The sequence below is a fragment of the Halodesulfovibrio aestuarii DSM 17919 = ATCC 29578 genome, from assembly GCF_000384815.1.
Taxonomy (GTDB): Bacteria; Desulfobacterota; Desulfovibrionia; order Desulfovibrionales; family Desulfovibrionaceae; genus Halodesulfovibrio; species Halodesulfovibrio aestuarii.
The window spans coordinates 111,355-136,640 of the sequence record NZ_ARQF01000020.1 but is presented as its reverse complement, the minus strand read 5'-3'; the positions used below and the strand labels follow the sequence as shown (position 1 = coordinate 136,640).

Genomic DNA, 25,286 nt, shown 5'->3' with positions numbered 1-25,286 from the left:
ACCCCTGCTGGCTTTAGGTGTTAACGTGAGCGCACTGCCTGTATGGCGGCAAGAGCACGGTCAGGAAAGTCGGAGATCAGGCCGCTCGTTCCCCAGTGTGCAAAGGCGTACAACTCATGTTCACTGTTGATTGTCCAGATGTTAACCATCAGTCCGGCCTCGCGCAGTTTTTTAATATCATCTGCCGTCGTAAATGTGCGACATGGGTGGAACGCGGATGCGTTAAGTTTTTTGCAGTATTCAACAGACTTTTCAATGCGCTTTTCAGTCAGAACTCCTAACGGCATATCAGGCATTTCTGCGTAGATTTTTGTTAGATAGTCATGATTGAAGGAAGAGATCATTGTCTGTTCTTTTACATCATGTTTGAAAATCTGTTCAAGGATTGTATGTATGATGGTGTGACTGTGGTCACCTATTTGGGTTTGATCTTTGATTTCAAGGTTGAGCAGCATTCCTGAACTTTTAATAAAAATTAGAAGCTCGTCCAAAGTCGGAATGGTGGTTCCGGCAAATGCGGCTGCGATTTCAGCAGGAACGACACCGTTGTTAATTTGTCCATGGGGGTCGGTTTCCGCATACCACTTGCCCGCATCTAGCACGCGTACTTCGTCGAGTGTGAGATGGTGGATGCCTGTTTTTTTACCATGCTTTTGCAGATGCGGGAGTTCTGCAATGTTGGTGGTGCGGGTAAGTACGTAGTCATGGTAAATAACCGCGTATCCGTCCTTGGTCAGGTTTACATCAAGCTCAATCGCCTCAGCGCCTAGATCGTGGGCTTTACGAAATGCAGGCATGGTGTTTTCCGGCGCGTAGGCTCGTGCTCCGCGATGCGCGTGTGTAATGCATTCATTGGCTTTTTCAGTAAACACAGCCTTCTCCTGTATAATCTGCCAGTGCTCGATTGAATGAATAGTAACGTGTGATGGCTGCAAAATGCACTTGCATGAAATGATATATCGTTAATAACGCCATATCACTCATAATGCAGAGAGTGAAGTACTGAAGTTCTGGAAGAGTGTTGGTTCTCTGTACACGATGTGGTTGTACTGTTGAGAAGAGGGAGGATGGAAAAAAGAACCCGTGGGTTGAACACGGGCTCTTTTGAAGTACTTATTGTTTGAGGTCGTCGATGAGTGTTTTAAGGTTTTGTGCCAGCTTGGACAGTTCCACTACTGCGTATGAAGATTCCGTAAGCGCTTGGGCTGATTCATCGGAAAGGCGGTTTACCTCGACAGTAGCACTGGCGATTTGCTCTGCAGCTGCGGATTGTTCTTCGGCTGCTGTAGCAATGGAGCGAACCCTGTCTGAGGTTTCCATTACTCTATCAACAATCTGGCTTAGTGCTTTCCCAGCATCTTGCGTATGTGATGTGGTGTTTTCGACAAGCCCTGCCACTTCATTCATTTGATTGAGTGTGTTGGAAGTACTTGTTTGGATTCCTTGTACAACAGATTCTACTTCTTTCGTCGCATTCATCGTTTTTTCTGCAAGCTTACGGACCTCATCAGCAACAACAGCAAAGCCTCGTCCTGCTTCACCTGCACGAGCAGCTTCGATAGCAGCGTTCAGTGCCAGCAGGTTTGTCTGGTCGGCAATGTCATTAATTACACTGATAATGTTACCGATTCCATCAGCCTGTGCCCCAAGTTCGTTGAGGGTAGTTCGCATTGAGTTTGCGTTGGTATATACGTCCTCAATAGAAGTAACAACCAGAGAGACAACGGCGGCACCTTCATTAGCTGTGATTCGTGCATCTTCAGCATTTTCTGCTGCGTCGGAGGCATTTCTGGCAACTTCAAGTGTAGTAGAATTCATTTCTTCAATAGCAATTGCGGATTCTCCAACGCGTTCAGCCTGAGAAGTGGCACCTGTCCTGCATTGTTCTACCTGTGCGGACAGTTCTTCTGCAGCGGAGGATACTTGGTCTGCAATGGAATGTGCCTGCGCTGCCGTATCGGCAATGCGTTCATTCTGATGAATGATTATAGCTTCGTTTTCGCGAATTTCGGTCATATCGTGCCAGAACGCTACAGAGCCCAGCAGTTTTTTGTCCATGTCATAGAAGGGGGTGATACTGACCTCGATATGAAGTTTTTTCCCCGAAGGATGTAATAACTCAATGTCCTTGTGAATAGGTTCTTCTGATTGAATCGTCTGATCAGATAATGTTTCACGGTTCGCGTCGTTGTAGAAGACACTTCCAGAGCGTTCTCCTATATAGCTATTTGGCGTTCCGTCTTTTCCTATAAGGTCACAAAGCTGTTGGTTTATCCATAGTAAGTTGAAATCAGGCCCAACTATGGAGCACGGAGTGGGAATGCCATTAAGGACACCTTCAGAAAATCCAAGCTTGTTCTTGAGCTCGGCAACCATCGTATTAACTGAAGCAACAGTGCTGCCGATGGCATCATTAAGCTGGTAGTCAGAACGTGCGTTAAGGTCTCCGGCTGCGATTTTTTTTGTTGTTTCTCCTAATTCTTCAAGGGGACGTAACAGCTTGCGAAGCAAGAATATAAGAATAAGACTTGAGATCAGAATGCCGCCGATGATGCTGGCAATGCTCAATTTTTGTAACGTGTCATTAGCACCGAGACTGAGATCTTTTACCGGTATTGTGAAGAACACGTGCCAGTCTCTGGCGTCAATTATCTGTGAAAATGAAAGATGTTCCACACCATTATATTTGTAGCGAGAAAAACCATTTTTGTTCTTCAGCATTATGCGGCCGAATTCTGTGTCGTTCATGTTGCCACTAACCATCAAAGACGTATCTGGATGGTATACAAATGATCCGTCGGAGCGGGCAATCATTGGGTATCCATGTCCGTCATACGTGATTTTTTTGATCATTTCGAGTAACGGGGGCGTCATCATTGGTCTACCACAGTAGACAACGGCAACGATATTACCGTCGGCATCTTTCAGGGGCTTATATGTTGTTACATACCATGCGTTTACTACATAGGCTTTGCCGCGGAAAGTCTGCCCGCTCATTACTGTTTTGTATACGGGACTGCTGGCAGGAATATAGGTGCCTGTAGCACGGGTACCATCAAGTTTTTTTACGTTGGTAGAAACTCGAAGGAGCTTTCCGGGAAGAGCTTGAAATATTGTTGCCGTACCTCCGACCATGGATTGAACGCCATCAACGAGTTTATTACTTTTATTTAATATTGTTGCATTGGCACCATTACCAAGCAAAAGTGCAGGGATTGTGACTTGTTCAGACTGTTTCGTAATCTGGTTGGTGATATTTGTGGTAATTAAATTCTCTGAATCAAGACTAATCCCATCATGTTTTTTAATTTCATCATCAAAAACATTTATATCTGTTTCAAGTTTTTCAAGCGTTATTTGGTGTTGCATTTCAACACTATCTTTTAATTCGACGACCATTGTTTTGATAAATTGATTACCAAGTTTTTCCAATGCATCATGTGACACAGTGTAGTTGTTCCAGCTAAGCACGCTTAGCAGTGTAAAAATTACAAACAACACAGAGCCGATTAATTTACGGTTAAAATTTAGCTCCATTTTTTCGTCCCCAATAGTTATAATTAATCTTTTAGATACATCATTTGCTTAATAATGACGTAACACTTAATAAATAGTCGTTTCAGTTCGCATATATTTTATATTCTCTCTACTTTTAAAATTTATCCAGCAAAAGAATTTTTGATTATCAATTTATATATATTCATTACGTGAATGCTGGTTTGAAAAGTATGTGTCGTGTTCTATTATAAGTATTATATCGGTTGGATTAACAAGGACGTTAATTTGTTGTCAGTTTGTGTGTGGAATTCTTGTTGCTGTAACTTATTGTTTAGGCTTGTTAAATAATGTTGTTTAGCAAAAGTGTGGCTATATTGTGAGTAAAATTTTGTGTCAAAGTGTAACTATTTAATTTTATATCAGAATGTATATATTGTATTGGAGATTAGAATTTTCTTGACAAATTCAAACGGTGTTTGAAATACAACTTTAAACATTCTTAAAATATAACTTTGAATATTGGTTGGATTTGTTTGAGGTGAGGTTTGAATGAATAAAAATATAATTTCGGCGCGGTTTAAAGAAATTGCGCGTAATTATTATCAGTCGCGGGAGCAGGCATTACAAGCTTGGAAAGAACACCGTGATCAAGCGCAGAGTGCGTCAGATACCCGTAGTCGTATTTTTAATACAGCGCGTACTGTTTTTTCTCAGAAAGGACATGATGCAACAGTGCGTGAAATTTGCACTGCGGCAAATGCTAATGTCTCAGCTGTTAATTATCATTTTGGTAATAAAAATAGATTGTTGGCTGCTGTTTTGGAGGAGTTTTTATATGACACTCGTAAAATTTACCCCTTACATGGAGGGGTGCCAGAATTTGCAGCGCCGGAAGAGAGATTGTTTGGTTTTTCGCTAGGTTGTCTAAGTGGAATGTTGATTTCGCATGGTGATGAGTACTGGAACTTAAACAAACTCTTGCTTGATGCTTTCATTAACGATTTTGAAGAATTTTTACATGTAACAGAAAAGGATTGGCTTGAGCTTAGAGGGATGGTTATCCCTATTGTCGATGGTATGACTGGTAATGTGTGGGAGGACAAGACGTTAAATTCGCTGACAAGCGGCTATTTTTCACAACTATTTTTCTACGCAATGCACATTGATGATTTATTGTTAGCTCGTGATCAGAAGTTTTTTTCTGACGAAGATGTCTTCGGTATTGCACAACATATTACAGCCTTCTCCATCGGAGGCATTAAGAATTATTCGGAGTGGATGGATGCAGAGATTGATTTTCCAAATTTGTGCGGCGTTGATTGTTGTCAGTATAGCCGTAGGGCTGACGGCGTGTAGCAACGGCGTAGCAAGCGAGAAGGCAGAGAATGTCCCAGCTGCAAAAGAGTATGTTGTAAAGGTAAAAGTTGAGACTCTTAAACCTGCTGCAATTACCGATACAATTATGTTGCCAGGTGAAACGGAAGCAATGTTCGATGTTTCGTTAGCTGCTGAGCAGGAAGGCCTTATTGAATGGGTTGGTGTGACAGAAGGTGATTCTGTTAAAGCCAACGAACAAGTTGTTCGCATTAACCTTGAAGCGCTTCAGGCTGCAAAGGATCGTGCTGAAGCCAACCTCACGATGAAGAAGCATCAGCTTAAGCGCCGTAGAAAGCTTTATGAAGGCAATGTGCTTTCTCGGGAAGAACTGGAACAGGCAGAAACCGAATTTACTGTAGCAAAAACAAAGTTGCGCGAAGCGGAAGTTCAGTTTGAGCATGGCATTGTCGTGTCTCCTGTTTCTGGTGTTGTAAACAAAGTAAACGTTGATCCGGGCGAATATGTATCTCAGGGTAATTCTATCGCCACCATAGTAAATGTTGATCAGATTAAAATTACAGTTAATGTTCCGGAAATGGATATTCGGTACCTCTCAAAAGGGCAAACTGCACCTGTCATGTTTGATGCCTATCCGAATGAAAAATGGAGCGGAGTGGTGGATTTTGTTGCGTGGAAAGCAGACTCTGCAACGCGCACCTTTCCTGTCCGGATCATTGTTAAGAATACAGATGGCAGAATTCGTCCTGGTATGATTGCCCGTGCAAGTTTTGTACGTCGCTCTCTTCGTGATATTGTTTCCGTCCCTCTCTTCTCTGTTATCGACAAGGGTGGAGAACGTATTGCCTTCATTGAAAAAGATGGCGTAGCTGAAGCCCGCACTGTAACTCTTGGGGTTATTGATGGCGACAGAGTGCAAATTCTTGCCGGCCTGAATGTAGGTGAAAACCTAATTGTAGCAGGACAGCGGGAAGTTGAAGACGGCGTGAAGGTGGATGTTCGATGATACTTAACGAAGTAGCGCTGAAGAGGCAGTCTGTAGTATTTGTATTACTGTGGCTCATAATTTTAGCCGGGCTAAGCAGCTACTTTGCGCTCCCGCGTGAAGCTGAGCCGGACATTACTATCCCGTATGTTTTTGTAAATACAGCATATGAGGGTGTTGCCCCTGAAGATATTGAAAAGCTGGTTACCATTCCTCTTGAGCGAAAACTCAAAGGACTTGCTGATGTTGAGGAGCTTAGATCTACTTCATTGGATGGTGAATCTTCAATTGCAATTAAGTTTTTACCAAGTGTAATTATTGATGATGCATTGCAAAAGGTTCGTGATAAGGTAGATCAGGCAAAAGGTGACCTGCCGAGTGATTTGGAAGATGACCCGCTTGTTTCAGAGGCAAATTTCTCTGATATGCCGACAATGCAAGTGGTGTTGTCCGGCCCATTCAGTCTGAAACGTCTGAAAGTCTTTGCTGAAGACTTAGAAGATAAACTTGAATCAGTTCCAGGCGTTCTTGACGCGCGTCTTATTGGTGGTCTTGAGCGTGAGATTCATGTTGAGTTCGACCTTGACCGCATCGGGGCGTATAATGTTCCGTTTAGTGCGCTGGTTGACTCAGTTCAAAAGGGAAACGTTAACATGCCGGGCGGCTCCATGAATATTGGCGATGCCCGCTATCAGGTTCGTGTTCCGGAAGATTTTCAGTCACCTTCAGAGATCAATAATATTGTCGCATTCGTTCGTGATGGGAAACCCGTATATCTTCGCGATATCGCAACGATTAAAGACCATTATAAAGATCCGGTAACGCGGAGCCGAATGAATGGTCAGAATGCAGTCACTCTTCAAATTATTAAGCGCAGTGGCGAGAATATTATTAAAGTGAACAAGGGCGTTACTGTTGCACTGGAAGAGGCAAAGACGTTCCTTCCGCCAACGCTGTGCCTTGATGTTGTCGGCGATAGAGCTGATGACGTACGCAGTATGGTATCTGATCTTGAGAATAATATTCTTACGGGGTTGGTACTGGTTCTTGCGATTGTATTCTTCTTCATCGGTGGTTGCTCTGCATTTTTTGTTTCTATTGCAATCCCGCTTTCCATGCTGATCACCTTTGTGTTGCTGCGTATGCTGGATATTACGCTCAACATGGTTGTGCTGTTTTCGCTTATTCTTGCACTCGGGATGCTGGTGGATAACGGCATTGTTATTGTTGAAAATATCTACAGACATATGCAGGAAGGAAAGAGCAGATACAAGGCAGCACTGGACGGTACAAATGAGGTTGCATGGCCTGTTATTACCTCCACGTTGACAACCGTTGGCGCGTTCTTTCCAATGATTTTCTGGCCGGGTATCATGGGCGAATTTATGTCCTATCTCCCACGTACAGTTATTCTTGCGCTTTTCGGATCTCTTTTTGTAGCGTTGGTTATCAACCCCGTATTTTCAGCACGGTTCCAGACTGTGTCTGCCCCTGACTTTGGGGAGGACGGCGAAGAAAGGATAACTGGTGGACGGCGCATTTATTTGAAGATGCTGAACTGGTCGCTGGATCATCGCTTCATCGTGCTTGCAATCTCTTTGGTGATGTTTTTTGCATCTATTTTTTCTTTTGGAGCCTACGGGAAAGGGGTTGAGTTCTTTCCAAAAACAGAGCCTGCACGTGCAAACGTGAACATTAAGGCTCCTGTTGGAACAAATCTGGATGCTACAGACCGTTTTATGCGTGTAGTTGAACGTGTAGGGGCTGAGTATGACGATGTCCGTTTTGTTATTGCCAATACCGGTTCCGGTTCTGGAGGAGCATTCGGCGGTGGTGGTACCGGTACGCACCTTGGTGCTGTAACCTTGGACTTTAAGCCGATTGCAGAGCGTAGCATTCTTTCTTCTGATATCATTAATAAAGTACGTGCCCGTCTCACTTCTATGATCACTGGTGCTGAAGTACGAGTTGAAGAAGAAAAAGGCGGCCCTCCTACCGGTTCTGCAATCAACCTTGAAGTGTATGGCAAGGATATGCGAGAACTCGGTGTGCTTGTAGAAAAGATTCGTGGGATAATGCGTGATATACCGGGCCCTGTTGACGTTAAGGACGACTTTGTTTCCGGCAAGCCGGAAGTGCAAATTCGTGTTGATAAAGAGCGTGCTGCACTACTCGGACTTGATACGTACAAAATTGCATATACTATCAAAGCAGCAATTAACGGTGTCAAAGTCGGCGTGTTCCGTGAAGGAAAAGATGAGTACGATATTTTGACCAAGCTTCCTGAAAGTGAACGTCAGTCTATCAAAGCGTTGCGTAGAATTACGGTCTCCGGTTCTGCTGGTGAGCCTATTCCGCTTACCTCTGTGGCATCTGTTAAACTTGCCTCCGGTCTTGGTGCTATCAACCATAAAGATCAGAAGCGCGTTGTAACAGTTGCTGCAAACGTGGAAGGCCGTCTTGCAAACGATGTGATTCGAGAACTCAACGTACGTCTCAAAGAAATGAGCTGGCCTCGTGGGTACTCATACACCTTTACCGGTGAGCAGGAAGAGCAGCGTAAAGCGCAGGAGTTTCTTACCGAAGCATTTGTGGCAACTATCTTCCTGATTTTCCTTGTGCTTGTGGCGCAGTTTAACTCAATGGCTACACCGTTTATTATTCTTACATCAGTTCTATTGTCCCTTATCGGCGTGTTCGGAGGGCTTCTTATTTGTGGAATGCCGTTTGGTGTCGTTATGACAGGGGTGGGAGTAATTTCACTGGCAGGAGTTGTTGTTAACAATGCAATTGTACTTATTGACTATTTTGAACAGTTGCGTGTCAGAGGGATGAATACTCGTGAGGCACTTGTTAAGGCAGGTCTTACACGTTTCCGCCCAGTGTTACTTACTGCTATTACAACCATTCTCGGCCTCCTGCCGATGGCAGTGGGCGTGAGCTTTGACTTCTTTACGTTCACGTTTATTACGAAGTCGGATTCTACAGAATGGTGGAGTCCAATGGCTGTTGCAGTTATCTTTGGTCTGTTTGTCGCAACAATGCTTACTCTGCTTGTTGTGCCTGTGCTTTGTTCCCTTAAAGATGGTGCAAAAGCGCGCTGGGGAAAATTGACCAATAAAGAAGCACATAAACAGGACGATGCTGATGAAGTTCTGAAAGAATCCATAGAAGAAAGTGAAAAACGCAAGGGTGCAGTTACTGCACCGGGTGATGCCGCTTAGCCGCTACCTATTATCCTGATATAAAAAACACCCCTGACAGAGTTACTCTGTCAGGGGTGTTTTTTTATAAGCAGTTATTAAAGAGGAAGGTGGTTAAGCCAAATGGCATGTGTTGAATGTCTCATAGACATCTTCTTCTGTCATTATGCCAAGTTGAGCTGCGGCTTTTGCAACTGGAATACGCTCTTTAAGGGAAAGTTTGGCTATGTCCGCAGCCTTTTCGTAACCGATAATGGGCACGAGTGCAGTCGCCATAACAGAGCTGTGATGTAAAAGTTCGGTACAGCGCTCTTCATTGGCTGTTATGCCGTTAACGCACTTTGTAGCAAGGGCACGCATTGCATTCACTAGCATATGAACGGACTGAAGTACGTTTAAGATGATAACTGGTTCCATGACATTGAGTTGAAGTTGTCCTGCTTCAGCAGCCATAGTGACAGTAACATCGTGCCCGATAACTTGAAATGCAACCTGATTAACGACTTCTGGTATAACCGGATTTACTTTACCCGGCATAATGGAAGAGCCAGCCTGCACCGGAGGCAGTGAAATTTCTCCGAAGCCTGCGCATGGGCCGCTGCTGAGTAACCTAAGATCATTACATATTTTGGACAGTTTGACACTAATACGGCGAAGGGTTCCTGAGAATGTGACGAATGCCCCCATGTCTGAAGACGCTTCGATAAGGTTAGCTGCGGGGATAAGCTCGTATCCCACAAGTTCACTCAAGTGCCGGACTGCTTTGTACGAAAAGTGCGGAGGTGTGTTGATGCAGGTACCGATGGCAGTGCCACCAAGGTTGATTTCTTTGAGCAACTGGGAAAGTTGCTCCACACGTTCCACATCCTCTTCAATGGTTACTGCATAGGCTGCGAATTCTGATCCTAATGTGATAGGTACAGCGTCTTGTAACTGTGTTCTGCCTACTTTGAGGATTGTACTGAATTTTTCAGCCCGTTCTTTGAAGGCTGCGCTTAGCTCCAGTTGTTGATCTGTAAGCTCTTTGCATTTGCTCAAAACAGCAATGCGTGCACTTGTTGGATAAACATCATTTGTGGATTGCGAGCAGTTAACATGATCATTTGGGTGCAGATGTGTATAGTCACCTTTTGCAAACCCCATTTTTTCCAGTGCAAGGTTTGCAATAACCTCGTTGGTGTTCATGTTTGTAGATGTGCCCGCGCCTCCCTGCATCATATCGACCACAAATTGATCGTGAAACTCTCCTTCTATGATATCGTCACATGCTTCAATAATGGCATTTGCCTGAATATCTGTGAGGAGTTTGCTTTCAAAGTTTGTCAGGGCGCAGGCTTTTTTAACGCGCGCCAATGATACTACCAACTCCGGAAAGTGATGCAAGGGGATGCCGGTGATGGTGAAGTTTTGTACCGCACGGGCTGTATGTACCCCGTAGTACGCATCTTTTGGAACTTGGAACTCGCCAAGAGAGTCGTGCTCAATGCGATATTGCTCATTCATAAGGACTCCGCAACGTGATGGCTGTTGATAAAATATAAAAGGGTAACGTTGAGAGCAGTTAAACATGAAAGAGTCGTAATCGCGAGTGTTATCTGGGGTTGTTCAGATATTGGCACGTTGCCTTGAGTCTGTCTCATTTTCAGCCTTTTGCCAAAGGCGTATTTCCGTGCTTTTTTTTAGAAAAGCATAATATCTTTAACTGGATAGGTTGTATATTAGGCATGTGCCGCATGCGGCTAAGATAATTGGGGAGATAGTAAAAGATCGAAGGGCAAATGTAGCCTGCTGGGTGAATACTCGGCACAAAAAAAGGGTTGTATCTTGCGATACAACCCATATAAACACTGGCGATGAGGGAGAGATTCGAACTCTCGATACGCTTTTAAGGCGTATACTCCCTTAGCAGGGGAGCTCCTTCGGCCAGCTCGGACACCTCACCGTGTTTTTTGTGGTCTTAACGAAGAAATTCCTCCGTTGCGACGAAAGAGTGTTTACAGAAAACGAAGGGCAACTGTCAAGCGCAATTTTTAAAATAATTTTAAATTATGCGGCCTTTTTTACTGTGTTGCGCGAAAAACGTTGCTAACTGCGATAATCCGCATTTATGTTAATATACTCGTGCGTAAGGTCGGATGCAAATAATTCTGCTTTACCTTCTCCGTTTCCAAGAACAATGTCGATGAGAATATCACGTTTTTCTAAATATGGTTTGAGCAGAGTGTCAAAGTCTGCATCAGTTGGCTGACTGTTTTTGAATAATTCAATACCGCACATAGTAAGCTGCACATCATTTGCTTCAAATTCAGCGCCGCTTCGACCTATGGCCGCAACAATACGACCCCAGTTGGCGTCTTTGCCATAGATGGCAGTCTTAACGAGTGGGGAGTGCCCCACTGTACGGGCAACCTGATCAGCTTCAGCGTCATTTTTAGCGCCGGAAACCATTATCTGCATTACTTTGGTGGCGCCTTCACCGTCCTGTACCAATTGGTAGGATAACTCGCGCATAATGGCGGTGACTGCTTGCTGGAATTCTGCTTCAGTGGCTTCTGTAATACTGGCCCCGCTTGCGCCGTTAGCCAGTGCAAGAACACAGTCGTTTGTAGAAGTATCGCCATCAACAGAAACGCAGTTGAACGAGCTGTCGACACCAGTTTTCACAATGCGCTTCCACATTGCTGCATCAATCTTTGCGTCGGTGATAACTGTACCCAGCATGGTCGCCATATTAGGGCAGATCATACCTGCTCCTTTCGCCATACCGGCAATAGTAACAGTTTTTCCGTCAACAGTGATGGAGCGACTGGCTTTCTTAGGGAACGTGTCTGTGGTCATGATAGCTTTCGCAAAATCATCACCTGTATGTTTTCCCACAGCTTCTGCCAGAACCGGGGCAGCAGCTTCCCATTTTTTCATATCAAACTGTAAGCCGATAACACCGGTTGAAGCGGGGAGGATAGCGTCCGGTGTAAGTCCGAGGCGTGACGTAACAAGCTCCAGCGAACGTTTACAGTTTGCAATTCCCTCTTCGCCGGTGCATGCGTTAGCGCTGCCTGCGTTGATCATAACACCCTGAACTCGAGAAGAAGTTTCAACAAGCTCTTTGGCAACCAACACAGGAGCAGCCTGAAATTTGTTTGCAGTAAATGTACCTGCAGCAACGCACGGTGTTTCACTTACGATAAGCGCGAGGTCGAGTCTGCCAGAATACTTTAAATTTCCTTCAATGGCAGCGTATTTGTATCCCTTAGGAGTATCCACAGCATTTCTCGTCTTTGTTACTGGTTAAAAAGTGGTTTCATTAATCAAACGTCATACTTTGCGAGAGTTCGTAGAATGTCAATGGATAGCATAAAGTTCAATTGTAATTTGTTTTCTATTTTGTCTCCTAAGACCCCTTCCCAAGATTTTTGCGTGCGAGTTTAGTCCGTCGATTATGTTTTGATGCGGATTATGCCTCATTATTTTTCTCTAAACGAAAAAAGGGTGGAGCTAAAAACTCCACCCTTTTTTAAAGCGTGATTAAGCCGTAATCGACTTTATTAACATGCGGCCTTCGCTAACAGGTTTCCCTGTTGTGGGGTGCAGGAGCAAAGTCCCACCCGTCGGAGATACGCCGAAGGCATTCTTGCTCTTATGCCAGATCTAAGCGCCGCAGCATTTTTTATATTTTTTGCCACTACCGCAAGGGCAAGGGGCGTTACGTCCGATTTTTGGTTCGGAGCGTTTTGTAGGCTTGTGTTCTTCTTCACCACCGGAGTAGGTAACGTCAGTCTCTTCTTTGTGGCGGAATTCATCGCGCAGCATTTGCTCCTCTTCTTCTTGAGAGCGCTGAATACGCAGGCGGGTGAGAGCTTTGAATACATTTTCGCGGATACGGAAGAGCATATCCTGAAAGAGTTCAAAGCCTTCGCGTTTGTATTCTTGCTTTGGATCGCGCTGGCCATAGCCGCGCAGACCGATGCCTTCGCGCAGGTGATCCATGTTGAGAAGATGCTCTTTCCAGCAGCGGTCAAGTTCTTCAAGAAGGAAGTAACGCAATACATCTTCGTATACTTCTTTTGCATCGTTCTTGAGTACTGCAAGGCGTTCCAGAACAGCTTTGTGTGCCACTTCTTCTGTAGGAACAGATTCAAGGCTGATGGACGCTGACAGGTTAAAAATTTCATCAAGCTGTACAGGGAGTGATTCAGCTAGTTCCTTGCGATCTTCCGGCTTGGTTGCATTCCACTGTTCGTAGAGAACGTCCATGAGATCGTCGAGGAATTCCTGAATGAGTTCTTCCTGACTTTCGTTCATCATGATTTCGCGGCGGAGGGTGTAGATAACCTCACGCTGCTGGTTCATAACATCATCATAATCAAGGAGCGTTTTACGGATTTCAAAGTTGCGACCTTCAACGCGTTTCTGGGCGTTTTCGATTGCTTTGGAAACCATGCTGTTTTCGATTGGCTCGCCTTCGTCCATGCCGAGTTTCTGCATCATCTTGGACATACGTTCGGACGCAAATAGACGCATGAGATCATCTTCCAGAGACAGGTAGAATCGGGAGGAACCCGGGTCACCCTGACGACCGGAACGACCACGCAACTGGTTGTCGATACGACGGGATTCGTGACGTTCAGTACCAAGAATATGTAGACCGCCAGCTTCTTTCACGCCTTCGCCGAGCACGATGTCGGTACCACGACCAGCCATGTTAGTGGCAATAGTAACGCGACCTTTCTGACCTGCTTCAGCAACGATTTCCGCTTCCTGCTCATGGTGCTTTGCGTTCAGCACGTTGTGTGGAATACGACGCTGTTTAAGAAGCTGAGAAATAAGCTCGGATGTTTCGATGGAGATTGTACCGACGAGAACCGGCTGTCCGGATTTATGCAGTTCTGCAATGGAATCTGCAATAGCGTTGAATTTTTCACGGTTGGTGCGGTAAATTACGTCCGGAAAATCTTTGCGCTGCATTGGGCGGTTCGTCGGAATGGAACATACTGCAAGATTGTAAATCTGTTGGAATTCAACAGCTTCAGTGTCTGCTGTACCAGTCATGCCGCCCAGTTTCTCGTACATGCGGAAGTAGTTCTGGAAGGTGATAGAAGCAAGAGTCTGGTTTTCTGCTTCAACTTTAACGCCTTCTTTTGCTTCCAGTGCCTGATGCAGACCATCAGAGAAGCGTCTGCCCGGCATGAGACGACCGGTAAATTCGTCAACAATAACAACCTGACCATCTTTTACGATGTAATCAACATCGCGTTTGAAGATCTTATGTGCTTTCAATGCCTGCAATACGTGGTGCTGCAGGGTGATGTTGGTTGGGTCGTACAGGTTGTCGATTTTTAAAAGTTCTTCTACGCGGATAACACCCTCGTCTGTAAGAGCAACAGAGCGGGCTTTTTCATCCATAGTGTAGTGCGTTTCTTCTTTAAGGTAAGGAACGATTGTATCAATCTGACCGTACAGCGCGGTGGAGTCTTCAGAAGCACCGGAGATGATGAGAGGTGTACGGGCTTCATCAATGAGGATGGAGTCAACTTCATCGACAATCGCAAAGTGGTGCGGGCGCTGCACGAGTTGTTCTTTGTAGAACTTCATGTTGTCGCGCAGATAGTCGAAGCCGAACTCGTTGTTGGTACCGTATGTGATGTCAGCAGCGTATGCAGCTTTACGTTCTTCATCGTTGAGGCCGTGAACTATGATGCCTGTGGTCAGGCCGAGGAAATTGTAAAGTTGTCCCATCCATTCGGCGTCACGGGTTGCAAGGTAATCGTTCACGGTAATTACGTGCACGCCTTTGCCTGTAAGTGCGTTCAATACAACCGGCAAGGTAGCAACAAGTGTTTTACCTTCACCAGTTTTCATTTCAGCAATTTTGCCGTCATGCAATGCACAACCACCTATCAGCTGCACATCGTAGTGGCGCATGCCAAGTACGCGGACACTGGTTTCACGAACAAGTGCAAAAACTTCAGGGAGAATTTCTTTGAGGTCTTTTCCGTTGGCAACTTCTTCCTTGAGTTCGGCAATACGTGCTGAAAAATCTTCATCCTGCATGGCCTGTACAGTAGGCTCGAGTTCGTTGATTTGTGCGATCAGCGGGCGCAGGCTTTTTAAGTAGCGGTCGTTCTGAGAACCGAATACTTTCTTGATAACGAAGTTGATCATTCTTTCTCCTGAAAAACAGTATAAAACTCCATATAAGTATGGAGGGAAAATTTGTAATACGGGGCTGTAATTTATGTCGCTGAAGCGCAGGACAATCCAACAATTGGTACTGGAATTAAGTTAATAATGCAATGAAGATTGGCAAGGGGTACAGCCTCTTTTTGCCCTTACGGGCACCTCGGAACAATTATGGTTCGATAATGTCAAGCCAGTGTCCCACCTTTACTTTTTCACCATTGAGTACTGGCGCTGTGCCGCGAAGCTGGAGCGTACAGCCACTGCAACCGGTGATGACAAGATAAGTGAATTCCACCTGATCACATAGCTCGGAAGTTTCTTCCTCTTCGTCGTCATAGATGTCACATAGACAGTTCCCTTTTGGGTTGCTGTAACATGGCACACTATCATCTTTTTTAGGAGGCTTCTGAAGCAGGTTTTCCCAACAGCGTCCTGCAACGGTGCGGGTAAGTTTACGGTTGCCAAGCTGGGAAATGCCGCCCATTCCGCAGCAGGAGGCGGAGTCCGGTGCACTGATCTCTTCGTAGAGAACTTCTTTTAACCATGCATAATCAGCATCGTTGCCATGCCAGTGGCATGGTTGATGGTAGCGTATAAGAAGATTGCTCGGTGCATCTACTGTAAAAAGTGAGTTTCCCCATAGGGTAGAAAGAGAACGCAGTGCATTTGTCCATGCTTCCTGCTCACCTTCAGCCCAGTCAAGCGAATCATCGTGAGCGTACTCTGCCAATCCCAGATAGCAGGTTGCACAGAACGTAACGAGAAGCGGACGCTCTGCAGCACGCCATGCCCGCAGGTTCTGCATACGGCTTTTGTGTGCGGCATCAGGGAGACCTGCGTGGTCAAGGGTGAGTCCGCAGCATGTTAAGTCTTTAGCCGGAAGGAGCTGATAGCCGAGATGCTTAAGAATTGATTCGCTTTTACGCTTCCAGTTCTTTTGTACACGGTTTGCAGTGCAACCGGAAAAAAGAAGGACTCGTTGTCCTTTGGCGAGTTCTGTGTCGTACTTGGCAACTGAAATGTATGGTGAAATATCTGTCGGAGATTGCATTGCCTGAATAGACTGCACAAAACGTGTTACGTCATTTTTGCCTTTGGAGTCCGGTGCCGCTTTACTTAGGGTTGAGAGCATAGGCCATAGTACTGTGCCCTGATTGACCCAACGGTTCCAGACCCATTGGCGCCAACCGGAGTGCGTAGCACGAATGTTGGCAAGCTGTTCAGGAAAGTTAAGTCCCTGTGGACAGGTTTGAGCGCATTTTCCACAGGAAACACACATTTCTGCAAGTTTGTTGCAGTCTGTAATATTGAGCTTTTGCTTATTTTCTTTGAGAGAGGCAATGGTGCGTTGTTTTGCCTTTGGAGACAGTTCCTCTTGCTTTGTTGCAAGAAATACAGGGCATACAGAAACACATTTGCCACAGAGGATACAGGCAGCTTCCCGCTCTTGTTTTGCAGGACGTTGAGTTTCAAGGGTAGGTTTGTGTGTGTTGTCTTGTGTCATTTGCTATCCCTTAAAACGCTTTGTCTGGATTCATAATGCAATGCGGATCAAATACACGTTTGATCTGTCTCATAAGCGACCGTTCTGTTTCGCTAAGCTGCAAATGAACATAAGGCGCTTTCACCAAGCCTACTCCGTGTTCACCGGAAAGAGTTCCCCGTAGTGAAAGAATGAATTTTGAAATTTCTTTTTTTGCAGATGTTGCGCGAGTCAATTCGTCCGCGTTTGACGCATCATGCATGATGTTGACGTGGATGTTGCCGTCACCCACATGACCGAAGGTAAGGATTGGCAGGCTGTACTTATCTGCAATTTTACGGATGCCGGTTACAGCGTCCAAAAGTCTGCCACGGGGAACCGTGACATCATCAGAAAATTTGTCTGGTGCTACCTTGAAAGAAGCAGGGTTAATGGAACGTCGGACATCCCATAGTGGTTCTTCCTCTTCTTTGCCAATTCCTGTGGTAGACCAGAGAACGTTGCATGCTTTGAAGATAGCTTCTGCTTTTTCCAAGTCCGCTTTCAGGGCTTGATGTGAACCGTCAAAACGAAGCAGTAAGGAAGCGGTCACCGTGGAAGGCCATGGAACAGTTCTGGAATTCTGTAATGCTGCTAGAACTTCTGGCCCCATGAATTCAAGTGCAGCAGGGAGCATGCCCGCTTTAAACATAATTTTTATAGCGTGCAGTGCCTCTTCAAGGTTGGAGAATCCTGCGAGGATAGAAGCTGTGGATTCCGGTTTTGGAATTAGCTTGAGTGTGATTTCTGTCATGAAAGCAAGCGTGCCTTCGCTGCCCGTCAGCAGGCGAAGCAGATCAAGTCCCACAACGTTTTTGTGGTTACGGCCACCGCAGGTAATGGTTTTACCTCCCGGCAAAACAGCTTTGCAGCCCAGTATCCATTCACGGGTAACACCGTATTTCAGTGCACGCATACCACCTGCACAGGTGGCCACGTTTCCACCGATAGTGGAAATTCCTAAACTTGCAGGGTCTGGCGGGTAGAATAGTTTTTCCTGCTCAACACGTTTTTGCAGGTCGCCAGTAATAACTCCCGGTTGAACGCGAGCAATGAAGTCATCTGAATCGACTTCCAGAATAGAATCCATTTTCAGTGTTGAAACAACAATACCCGGTTGTTGCGGCACACAAAGTCCCACTACGTTTGTTGCGCGGGCGCGTGGGTATAGTGGAATGCGCTCTGTATCTGCCCAACGCATAAGTTCTATTATTTGCTCTTCTGTTTCTGGACGGACTACAGCAAGAGGCGTGCCTTCAAGACGGCTTGCGTCGGCTTCGTACACAACCATTTCTTCCGGTGTCAGTAGACAGTCTGCCTCGGAAAAAAGGTTCTGTAAAAAATTACGATGTGGAAGGGAAAGTAACGACATGCATCTATCCTGAAATTTTTGCCTGAAAATAATGAGGGCAGTGCTGTACCTTCATCTTGAATCAAATAGAGGTCAAGGAGGGAGTTGTCCTTGTGGAGACAAGGTTGTTCCGCCAGCCGGAAGTAATATCTTATACAACAGAATATGCCGGAAAGAACGTATTGATACGTTCTTTCCGGCATAAAGAAGATAAGATTAGCGATCCAGCATTTGACGTGCAAGGTCACGAGCAGCATCACGCTGCTTAATGGATTCGCGTTGATCGTGCAGTTTTTTACCACGGCACAAACCAATTTCCAGTTTGATGCGAGAGTTTTTAAAGTAGAGTTTTAGGGGGACAACAGTCAGTCCACGTTGTTCCACTTTGGTCATCCACATTTCAATCTCACGACGGTGGAGAAGAAGTCTGCGGTCTCGTTCCGGGTCGTGCTGGGAGTAACCGGCATTTTCGTAAGGGGCAATATGCAGCCCTACGATCCATGCTTCACCATCTTTATAGTTAATATAGCTGTCTGTGAAGGCCACTTGTCCCGCACGCAGTGATTTTACTTCAGTGCCGACCAATGAAAGGCCAGCCTCTTGTGTATCAAGCACTTCGTAGTAACGTCGTGCTTTTTTATTAACGGCAATGCAGCTGCCGCCACTTTTCTTTTTTTTCTTTTTGCTCATTACGGTTCCGTTATATCATCCTGCTCAATGAGTGATGCAAAGAATGAAAGTTCTTCTGGGAAGCGTTTAAAAATACGCTTGCGAACTTTTGTATTGATTCTGGACACGGTCGCGTGGGTAAGCACGTCGCCTAACAGTTCAATGCATTCTTCCATATCAATCTGGCGGATTATGCGTTTAATTCCCGGAATAGCTTGCGGTGCAATGGAAATTCCGTCAACCCTCATGCCCATCAAAATAGGGACACAATACGGGTCTGATGCTACTTCGCCACATACGGATGCTTCAATACCTTCTTTATGCGCGGCATCGATAACGTACTTAATAGACCGTACAATAGCCGGGTGTAGCGGTTGGTAAAGATAGGAAACATGCTTGTTTGTTCTATCAATACCCAGTGAATATTGAATAAGGTCGTTTGTTCCAATGGAGAAGAAATCTACCTCACGGGCAAGGGTGTCTGCAATCATGACTGCACTCGGAAGCTCAATCATAATACCTACCGGAATATTCGGATTGTAGGCAAGCCCTTCGGCGTCAAGTTCGCTCTTTACAGAGTTAAGTATAAAACGAGCCTGACGCAACTCTTTTAAGCCGGAGATCATTGGAAACATGATCGAAACATTACCATGCACAGAGGCGCGCAGCATTGCACGCAGCTGCATGCGGAAAATATTCTGATAGCGCAGACAGAAGCGGATTCCGCGTAACCCTAATGCTGGGTTGGCTTCTTCAAGCATCGCCTGTTCATCCAGAAGCTTGTCGGCGCCAACGTCCAGTGTTCGTAAAATAACTTTTCCGGGTGCAAGTTGTTCCGCCAGAGTCGTGTATTCTTCGTACAGCATCTCTTCGTCCGGCATTTTCTTTTTGTTAAAGAATGCATATTCGGTACGATAGAGTCCAACGCCTTGGCCGCCATTGTCTTTTACCTGAACAAGTTCTTCAGCAAGTTCAATGTTGGCACACACATCAAGCCGATATCCGTCAACGGTTTCAGCTGGGAGGTGGCATTGTTTTACAATGGCTTTCTGATAATCTTCAAATTGGTATTTTCTGTCACTGTAGTGGGCAAGCTCCTCTTCACTCGGGTCAATGAAGATAAGTCCCTTGAGAGCGTCTATGATGACCAGATCACCATCTCTGATGGAATCCTCTAGGTCTTCAACACCAACAATGGCAGGTATTTGCAGGGAACGGGCAAGAATTCCTGTATGTGAGGTTTTACCGCCTTCTGCCGTGGCAAAAGACATAATTCTGCTAAGTTCAAGCTCAATGGCATCAGCCGGAGTCAAATCATGCGCCATGAGGACCCGGCGGCCAGAAGGTAAATCTGCCGGTTTAGGGACACCAATAAGTGCCTGCATGATTTTGTCACCCACCACCCGTACATCCTGCATCCGATCACGAATGTAAGGATCATCAATTGCGCTGAATGCTTTGCCGATGGTGTCGATAGAACGTTCCAACGCCCATTCTGCGGTGATAGCTCGGTCAGCAATGTTCTTGGCTGCTGAATCTACGAGTTTTGGATCCTGACAAATCATCAAGTGGGAATCAATGATGGCTCCGTGTTCTTTCAATTCTTCAGGAACACGCGCTCGAGCATCCATGAAATTCTGCCGCACTTCTTCAACAGCATTGCGAAGGCGCTGAGTTTCAACGGTCACCAGATGGTGTGGAATGGTTTCGCGCGGAATGCGGCGTTCTTTCTGGCGGTTAACAAAGTATGCTTTGCCGATAGAAATACCTGCAGAAACAGGTATGCCGCGAAGAATTGTACGGGCCACTATGTATCCCCTTCGAACTTGTCATGAAAAAGTTGACTGATCTGTTCAAGGGCTTCACAGGCATCGGTGCCGGAAGCTTTGATGCAAATTTCTGTTCCCTGCGGTGCCGCAAGGGCCAGAATATCCAGAATGGATTTTGCGTCTGCTCTTTGATCTGCCAAGCAAAGAGCGATGTCAGCCTGAAATGATTGCGCAAGTTGAGCAACTTTACCTGCCGGACGAGCGTGCAGGCCTAACTCGTTTTTTACGCAAACAATTACTTCTAGGCTGTTATTTTCACCTGTAGGTTCCATTAGTTGTCAATTCCTCTAGATTGGGGAAAGTGGAATAACTTTGCTAATCCACGGTAGTATAAAAAACATAAGAAAGAGTAAAAGATATACTAGCAATACGCGTGAGAAATGCAGTCTTCCCACAACAAAACTTGCGCTTAATAAAGTGCCCGCAATAAGCGACCACTCTGGAATGCTGTGGGTTCCCGGCCAGAAAAGACACAACATAAGAACAAGGACAAAGGAGTTGGCTATTTTTATCTTCTCCCCCCAGTTGATGAGGTCCCAGTTCTTAAGATTTGTTATCATTTTTAGCCCGTTTCGGACTCCGGAAACAAAGGTGAAGAACTTGAATACCTGCAAGGCTGCAAAAAGTAGCAGCGTCCATGCTAAGGCAATAGAATCAAATCCCGCGACAAGTAAACAGACCGTGGACAGAGCCCACATGGCAAGTAAACTTCCTCCAAAAAAGGAGTCACCAATTGCTGAAAGAGTGTAGGTGGTTGTTTCCTTTACCGAGCCAAGTATTTTTGCGGGCAGGTTGCCTTTTGCAATATGTGACTCGATAGAAAGGAACACGCCCACTAAAAGAGGCGTCCAGAAGGGATGTGTGTTATACAGCTCTAAATAGCGGCTTCTGGCCTCACGAAGTGCATCAGGATCTTTATATAGTTCCCGCAATCCCGGCTCCATAGTGAACACTAAGCCTGTGTTTTGCAGGCCACGAGTGTTAAATCCCGTACCTATAAGGTACGTTCGGAGAAAACAGGTTATGAGAGTGCGGGCAGTAAGCATAGGTAATCCTGAGCGTACAACGTGTTGGAATTAATTTTCCTGCATGAACTGATACACAGCTTTTACTGTCCAGCCAGATGCTTCTTCTTTTACGCGGCGTGCAATCTCTTTCGGCTTGCCGCCAAGCTCTGTCTCTTCAGCAATCAACTTTAGCAGTTCAGCTTCGCTTGTCTTACCATTGGATTCCGGCGGGCCGATGACGACTGTAATCTCGCCCAACAAATCTTCCGGTATTTCATTGTGTTTTTCCAGCCGACCTAAGATAAACTCCTCGTGAAGCTTGGTCAATTCTCGAGCAACACATAATTCTCGTGGGCCAAGAATTTCAAATGCGGTTTTAAGCGTTGCTGCTAAACGGTTTTTGCGTTCAAAAAACACAAGCGTAGAGCGGAGGGTGGAAAATTCTTCAAAAAGTTTTTTTTGATCACTGGTTTTTCGCGGTGGAAACCCTACAAATGTAAAAGGCTGTGGCGCAATACCACTGGCAGCAAGTGCGGTAAGTGGTGCGCTTGGGCCGGGAACTACGGAAACCCTAATTCCCTTTTCACGGGCAAGCTTCACTAGGCGATAGCCGGGATCGGAAAAAAGCGGCATACCGGCGTCAGAAACAACAGCAAAGACCTGTCCTTCTTCCATTGCGGCAATAATACCGGGTGATTTCGCTTCTTCATTATGATCATGAAAGCTTACAAGTTTTTTTGCAGTGACCCCTGTAGATTTTAAGAGCAGACCGGTTCGGCGGGTGTCTTCCGCAAGTACCATATCGACTGCTTCGAGCACTTCTCGTGCTCTTGGGGAAAGATCACCATGGTTGCCAAGCGGTGTTGCCACCACCCAAAGGCTGGGAGAGTTCGAAGGCATTTTGAATATGCTCCACCTGATACTCGGTGCCGGCTTTGGTTACTGCGAGCAGGTCAAAACGGCAGGGGGTATCCCAAAGATTGTTTTGAGAAATATAGAGCTTTGCAGCTTTGCATAGCTTTTTCATTTTTGACGTGGACAAGGCGTTAAGGGCCGTGCACATGCCTGAACAGGAACGCGTTTTTACCTCTGCAAAAATAACATAGTCACCTTTGGTACAGACAATATCCAGTTCGAGCTGCTTAGCACGCCAATTGCGGGCTACTATAGAATAGCCTTGGGCGACAAGGTGGGCAGTTGCAGCTTCTTCTCCGGCGGTGCCTGTCTCCAGATGCGGTGCTACCATAGAGAGTTTTGTTCCTGTTTCGGTGGTTCAGGCTTTACCTTTGCAAAGGTGAGTCTATGCATTTTGCATGGCCCTTTTGCGGCAATAGCAGCGATGTGTTCCTTTGTGCCGTAGCCTTTGTGGCCTGCAAAGCCATATCCGCCATATTGTTTGTCGAGTTTAACCATAAGGTCATCGCGGAATGTTTTTGCAAGAATAGAGGCCGCAGAGATCGCCTGAATTTTTAAGTCACCTTTTACGATACATTGTTGGTCAATGGTGCCTGCAATTTCTTTAGGGATAGTGGCATTACCATCGATAGCAAGTAGAACAGGAGGGACTTTTAAGCAGCGTACTGCTCTGAACATTGCGTGAAACGTGGCTTGAAGAATATTAATACGATCTATTTCTTTCGGCCAGGCAACTCCGATTCCCCATGCAAGAGCGTTCTCCCTGATTTGAGGATAGAGAGCCTGTCTGCGTTTCTCTGTAAGCTTCTTAGAGTCCGTAAGACCTTCAATTGGGTGAGACGGATCAAGAATACAGGCACCAGCTACAACAGGGCCTGCAAGACAACCGCGGCCAGCTTCGTCTATACCGGCAAATGGCATTGGCCAGTCTGCTTCTTCGGGGGAAGCTGTAAAAAGCGTAAGCGTATTTTGTTTCATAAGCGTGTCGTTATATTACAGGATGCAGGGTAGCATGTGTTGGACAGAGAATATAGGGGGTGTTGACCGCAAAAAAGGGAGCCGGCATTGCCAACTCCCTTTGAAAACGAAATCGTTGAAGTCTTGCGACTACCAGCGGTTTTTCGGCTTGATACGAGCAGCTTTACCTTTGAGGTTACGGAGGTAGTAAAGGCGGCTACGACGAACACGGCCTTCCTGAACAACTTCGATACGCTCGATGGAAGGGGTGTGCATTGGGAATACACGTTCAACGCCAACACCGTCAGAAATTTTACGTACGGTGAAAGTTGCGTTGGTGGTACCGTTGCTAACGCGGATTACTGCACCCTGGAAAATCTGGATACGTTCTTTTTCGCCTTCGATAATACGCATGTGAACTTTAACAGTGTCACCAGCTTTGAACTCAGGGATATCCATGCGAAGCTGTTCGCGTTCGATTTTTTCAATAATATTCATTTTAAATGCCTTTCTTCGCAGCACGAGTCTGCGTTAAAAAATTACGTAACGGCTCAGCCCTATAAGGCATCACCTAATATCCGGTCAATGATGATAGCAGCAGCGGTTCTTACAGATAGGTGGTTATATCCATCAAGATACCTAACTGGACGCAGCATTCTGTCACACATATCCAGAATCTGCGGTGCAAGACCGTGAGCTGTACCAAACAGGAGCAGTATCGGTCGGTCCACCATTACGTCACGTAACTGTTCGTAATGTATGTCACCAGCCCCTCTGGCACTCGTCGCAACCAGTAGAGGGCGTTGGCCGGTACGCTCTATAATATCCTCAATCGCTTCCTCGATATAGTGGACGCCCTTGATAATTTGCAGGGCTTCCCCTCTATCAGGGTTAGCTGTTGTTCCCGCGCCTGTGACCCAATGCTTGAGAATGTCCGCAAGCATCTGCTGTTGGTCCGCGATAGGCGTTGAAATATAGTACCCACCGAGACCATAGGTGCATGAACAGCGGGCTATATCGTGAATGTCGAGATTTGTCAAAGAAACAGCAACAGATTTATTTTCTTTGTTGACCACTGGATAGTGTACCAATGCGCAATAAAGGTTTCTTCCAATGCGTTCTCTATCCTCGTTCTTCAGTGTTTCCATATCATTAGCGTCGAGTGGGGCGCAATGAAGAATGTCGGGTCTCTCGTGCAGGGTAAGTTTTAAAGATTGTTCCTTACGCCACTCTGCGATGCGTTTGTGATCACCTGAACGTAAAACTTCCGGAACGGTTAATCCCTCATACTCAACAGGTCGAGTGTAGTGGGGGTACTCGAGCAGTCCGGAGGAAAAGCTTTCCTCTTCGCCGGAATCTTCATGACCCATGTAACCTGGAACAAGACGGGCGGTAGATTCAATTATTGAAAGAGCGGCTGTTTCGCCACCATTGAGAACGTAGTCACCGATGGAGACTGGTTCAATGTCGAAAAGCTCTTCTAAACGGGCATCAAATCCTTCATACCGACCGCAAATGATCGTGAGATTATCTTCCTTGGAAAGCTCCTTAGCCATGGACTGGGTAAAAGGCTTTCCTTTAGGCGCCATCATGAGAATGCGCCCGGGTTTTTTAATGCTGCGCAGCGTTTGTACAAGCGGATCAAGCATCATAACCATACCGGGGCCGCCGCCATAGGGACGATCGTCAACAGTTTGATGTCTGTCGGTTGTAAACGTACGCGGGTTGTGAAAATCAAAAGCGACCAGACCTGAGTCCGACGCTTTTTTCATAAGCCCGCATGTGAGCGCAGAGTCAAAAAACTCTGGAAAGAGGCTAATAATGTTAAACTGCAT

18 protein-coding genes, 1 tRNA gene and 2 pseudogenes are annotated in these 25,286 nt (G+C 45.9%); 3 read left to right on the top strand and 18 right to left on the bottom strand.

What is annotated here, in order from left to right; all coding sequences use genetic code 11:
- Positions 1 to 20 precede the first annotated feature (20 nt).
- The 3 genes and pseudogenes from F461_RS17250 to F461_RS19630 form a co-directional block, all read right to left on the bottom strand.
- Positions 21 to 872, bottom strand: coding sequence for a glycerophosphodiester phosphodiesterase (locus tag F461_RS17250; protein ID WP_020000370.1), 852 nt, complete (start codon positions 870 to 872; stop codon positions 21 to 23).
- 241 nt (positions 873 to 1,113) lie between these two features.
- Positions 1,114 to 1,710 (bottom strand): annotated as a pseudogene (locus tag F461_RS19635) (methyl-accepting chemotaxis protein); the annotation flags it as partial.
- Between the two features lie 303 nt (positions 1,711 to 2,013).
- Positions 2,014 to 3,537: pseudogene (locus F461_RS19630) on the bottom strand (Cache 3/Cache 2 fusion domain-containing protein); the annotation flags it as partial.
- A gap of 510 nt (positions 3,538 to 4,047) precedes the next feature.
- Between F461_RS19630 and F461_RS18570 the strand changes: the two are divergent.
- From F461_RS18570 to F461_RS0106615, 3 genes are read left to right on the top strand one after another with little or no spacing between them, the layout of a single operon-like run.
- Positions 4,048 to 4,854 (top strand): TetR/AcrR family transcriptional regulator, encoded by an 807-nt coding sequence (locus tag F461_RS18570; RefSeq protein ID WP_020000368.1) that lies wholly within the window; start codon positions 4,048 to 4,050, stop codon positions 4,852 to 4,854.
- Positions 4,781 to 5,839, top strand: coding sequence for an efflux RND transporter periplasmic adaptor subunit (locus tag F461_RS0106620; RefSeq protein ID WP_071410331.1), 1,059 nt, complete (start codon positions 4,781 to 4,783; stop codon positions 5,837 to 5,839). Before F461_RS18570 ends, F461_RS0106620 begins: the two co-directional genes overlap by 74 nt.
- Positions 5,836 to 9,042, top strand: a complete 3,207-nt coding sequence (locus F461_RS0106615; RefSeq protein ID WP_020000366.1) for an efflux RND transporter permease subunit — start codon at positions 5,836 to 5,838, stop codon at positions 9,040 to 9,042. The genes F461_RS0106620 and F461_RS0106615 overlap by 4 nt, the downstream gene beginning before the upstream one ends.
- A 93-nt stretch (positions 9,043 to 9,135) precedes the next feature.
- Here F461_RS0106615 and F461_RS0106610 read toward each other — a convergent pair whose 3' ends face one another.
- The 15 genes from F461_RS0106610 to trmD all read right to left on the bottom strand — a co-directional run bounded on the left by F461_RS0106610 (position 9,136) and on the right by trmD (position 25,286).
- Positions 9,136 to 10,524, bottom strand: a complete 1,389-nt coding sequence (locus tag F461_RS0106610; RefSeq protein ID WP_020000365.1) for an aspartate ammonia-lyase — start codon at positions 10,522 to 10,524, stop codon at positions 9,136 to 9,138.
- 345 nt (positions 10,525 to 10,869) lie between these two features.
- Positions 10,870 to 10,963 (bottom strand) — tRNA-Ser (locus F461_RS0106605).
- 143 nt (positions 10,964 to 11,106) lie between these two features.
- The gene (gene argJ / locus F461_RS0106600; protein WP_020000364.1) at positions 11,107 to 12,285 is read right to left on the bottom strand and encodes a bifunctional glutamate N-acetyltransferase/amino-acid acetyltransferase ArgJ; all 1,179 of its coding nucleotides are present in this window, start codon (positions 12,283 to 12,285) and stop codon (positions 11,107 to 11,109) included.
- 384 nt (positions 12,286 to 12,669) lie between these two features.
- A complete protein-coding gene (secA, locus tag F461_RS0106595; protein WP_020000363.1) occupies positions 12,670 to 15,183 on the bottom strand; it encodes a preprotein translocase subunit SecA in 2,514 nt (837 codons plus the stop codon).
- A 187-nt stretch (positions 15,184 to 15,370) separates the two neighbouring features.
- On the bottom strand, positions 15,371 to 16,705 hold the full coding sequence (locus tag F461_RS0106590) for a (Fe-S)-binding protein (RefSeq protein ID WP_020000362.1): 1,335 nt from the start codon (positions 16,703 to 16,705) through the stop codon (positions 15,371 to 15,373).
- Between the two features lie 10 nt (positions 16,706 to 16,715).
- The gene (locus F461_RS0106585) at positions 16,716 to 18,095 is read right to left on the bottom strand and encodes an FAD-binding oxidoreductase (protein WP_020000361.1); all 1,380 of its coding nucleotides are present in this window, start codon (positions 18,093 to 18,095) and stop codon (positions 16,716 to 16,718) included.
- Between the two features lie 195 nt (positions 18,096 to 18,290).
- Positions 18,291 to 18,764: an SsrA-binding protein SmpB gene (smpB, locus tag F461_RS0106580; protein WP_020000360.1), complete on the bottom strand. Its 474-nt coding sequence runs from the start codon at positions 18,762 to 18,764 to the stop codon at positions 18,291 to 18,293.
- Positions 18,764 to 20,551 carry a phosphoenolpyruvate--protein phosphotransferase gene (ptsP, locus tag F461_RS0106575; protein ID WP_020000359.1) on the bottom strand — a complete coding sequence of 596 codons (1,788 nt, stop codon included), beginning with the start codon at positions 20,549 to 20,551 and terminating at the stop codon, positions 18,764 to 18,766. The genes smpB and ptsP overlap by 1 nt, the downstream gene beginning before the upstream one ends.
- Positions 20,551 to 20,844, bottom strand: coding sequence for an HPr family phosphocarrier protein (locus F461_RS0106570; protein ID WP_020000358.1), 294 nt, complete (start codon positions 20,842 to 20,844; stop codon positions 20,551 to 20,553). The genes ptsP and F461_RS0106570 overlap by 1 nt, the downstream gene beginning before the upstream one ends.
- Positions 20,845 to 20,859: 15 nt before the next feature.
- Entirely contained in the window at positions 20,860 to 21,618 is a 759-nt protein-coding gene (locus F461_RS0106565) for a PTS system mannose/fructose/sorbose family transporter subunit IID (protein WP_020000357.1), read from the bottom strand.
- A 30-nt stretch (positions 21,619 to 21,648) separates the two neighbouring features.
- The gene (gene rsmI, locus F461_RS0106560) at positions 21,649 to 22,479 is read right to left on the bottom strand and encodes a 16S rRNA (cytidine(1402)-2'-O)-methyltransferase (protein WP_020000356.1); all 831 of its coding nucleotides are present in this window, start codon (positions 22,477 to 22,479) and stop codon (positions 21,649 to 21,651) included.
- Complete coding sequence (locus tag F461_RS0106555; protein WP_020000355.1) at positions 22,421 to 22,825, bottom strand: YraN family protein; 405 nt, start codon at positions 22,823 to 22,825, stop codon at positions 22,421 to 22,423. Before F461_RS0106555 ends, rsmI begins: the two co-directional genes overlap by 59 nt.
- Entirely contained in the window at positions 22,819 to 23,472 is a 654-nt protein-coding gene (locus F461_RS0106550) for a ribonuclease HII (RefSeq protein WP_020000354.1), read from the bottom strand. The genes F461_RS0106555 and F461_RS0106550 overlap by 7 nt, the downstream gene beginning before the upstream one ends.
- A gap of 129 nt (positions 23,473 to 23,601) precedes the next feature.
- A complete protein-coding gene (gene rplS / locus F461_RS0106545; RefSeq protein ID WP_020000353.1) occupies positions 23,602 to 23,949 on the bottom strand; it encodes a 50S ribosomal protein L19 in 348 nt (115 codons plus the stop codon).
- Positions 23,950 to 24,008: 59 nt separating this feature from the next.
- Positions 24,009 to 25,286, bottom strand: a complete 1,278-nt coding sequence (gene trmD / locus F461_RS0106540; protein ID WP_020000352.1) for a tRNA (guanosine(37)-N1)-methyltransferase TrmD — start codon at positions 25,284 to 25,286, stop codon at positions 24,009 to 24,011.

Coding starts and splice junctions, on each gene's coding strand:
- smpB (WP_020000360.1), bottom strand. CDS start 18,764: ATGAGCAAAAAGAAAAAAAAGAAAAGTGGCGGCAGCTGCATTGCCGTT.
- F461_RS18570 (WP_020000368.1), top strand. CDS start 4,048: ATGAATAAAAATATAATTTCGGCGCGGTTTAAAGAAATTGCGCGTAAT.
- F461_RS0106565 (WP_020000357.1), bottom strand. CDS start 21,618: ATGCTTACTGCCCGCACTCTCATAACCTGTTTTCTCCGAACGTACCTT.
- F461_RS0106555 (WP_020000355.1), bottom strand. CDS start 22,825: ATGGTAGCACCGCATCTGGAGACAGGCACCGCCGGAGAAGAAGCTGCA.
- F461_RS0106550 (WP_020000354.1), bottom strand. CDS start 23,472: ATGAAACAAAATACGCTTACGCTTTTTACAGCTTCCCCCGAAGAAGCA.
- rplS (WP_020000353.1), bottom strand. CDS start 23,949: ATGAATATTATTGAAAAAATCGAACGCGAACAGCTTCGCATGGATATC.
- secA (WP_020000363.1), bottom strand. CDS start 15,183: ATGATCAACTTCGTTATCAAGAAAGTATTCGGTTCTCAGAACGACCGC.
- rsmI (WP_020000356.1), bottom strand. CDS start 22,479: ATGCCTTCGAACTCTCCCAGCCTTTGGGTGGTGGCAACACCGCTTGGC.
- trmD (WP_020000352.1), bottom strand. CDS start 25,286: ATGCAGTTTAACATTATTAGCCTCTTTCCAGAGTTTTTTGACTCTGCG.
- F461_RS0106610 (WP_020000365.1), bottom strand. CDS start 10,524: ATGAATGAGCAATATCGCATTGAGCACGACTCTCTTGGCGAGTTCCAA.
- F461_RS0106590 (WP_020000362.1), bottom strand. CDS start 16,705: ATGACACAAGACAACACACACAAACCTACCCTTGAAACTCAACGTCCT.
- F461_RS0106570 (WP_020000358.1), bottom strand. CDS start 20,844: ATGGAACCTACAGGTGAAAATAACAGCCTAGAAGTAATTGTTTGCGTA.
- F461_RS0106615 (WP_020000366.1), top strand. CDS start 5,836: ATGATACTTAACGAAGTAGCGCTGAAGAGGCAGTCTGTAGTATTTGTA.
- F461_RS0106585 (WP_020000361.1), bottom strand. CDS start 18,095: ATGTCGTTACTTTCCCTTCCACATCGTAATTTTTTACAGAACCTTTTT.
- F461_RS0106620 (WP_071410331.1), top strand. CDS start 4,781: ATGCAGAGATTGATTTTCCAAATTTGTGCGGCGTTGATTGTTGTCAGT.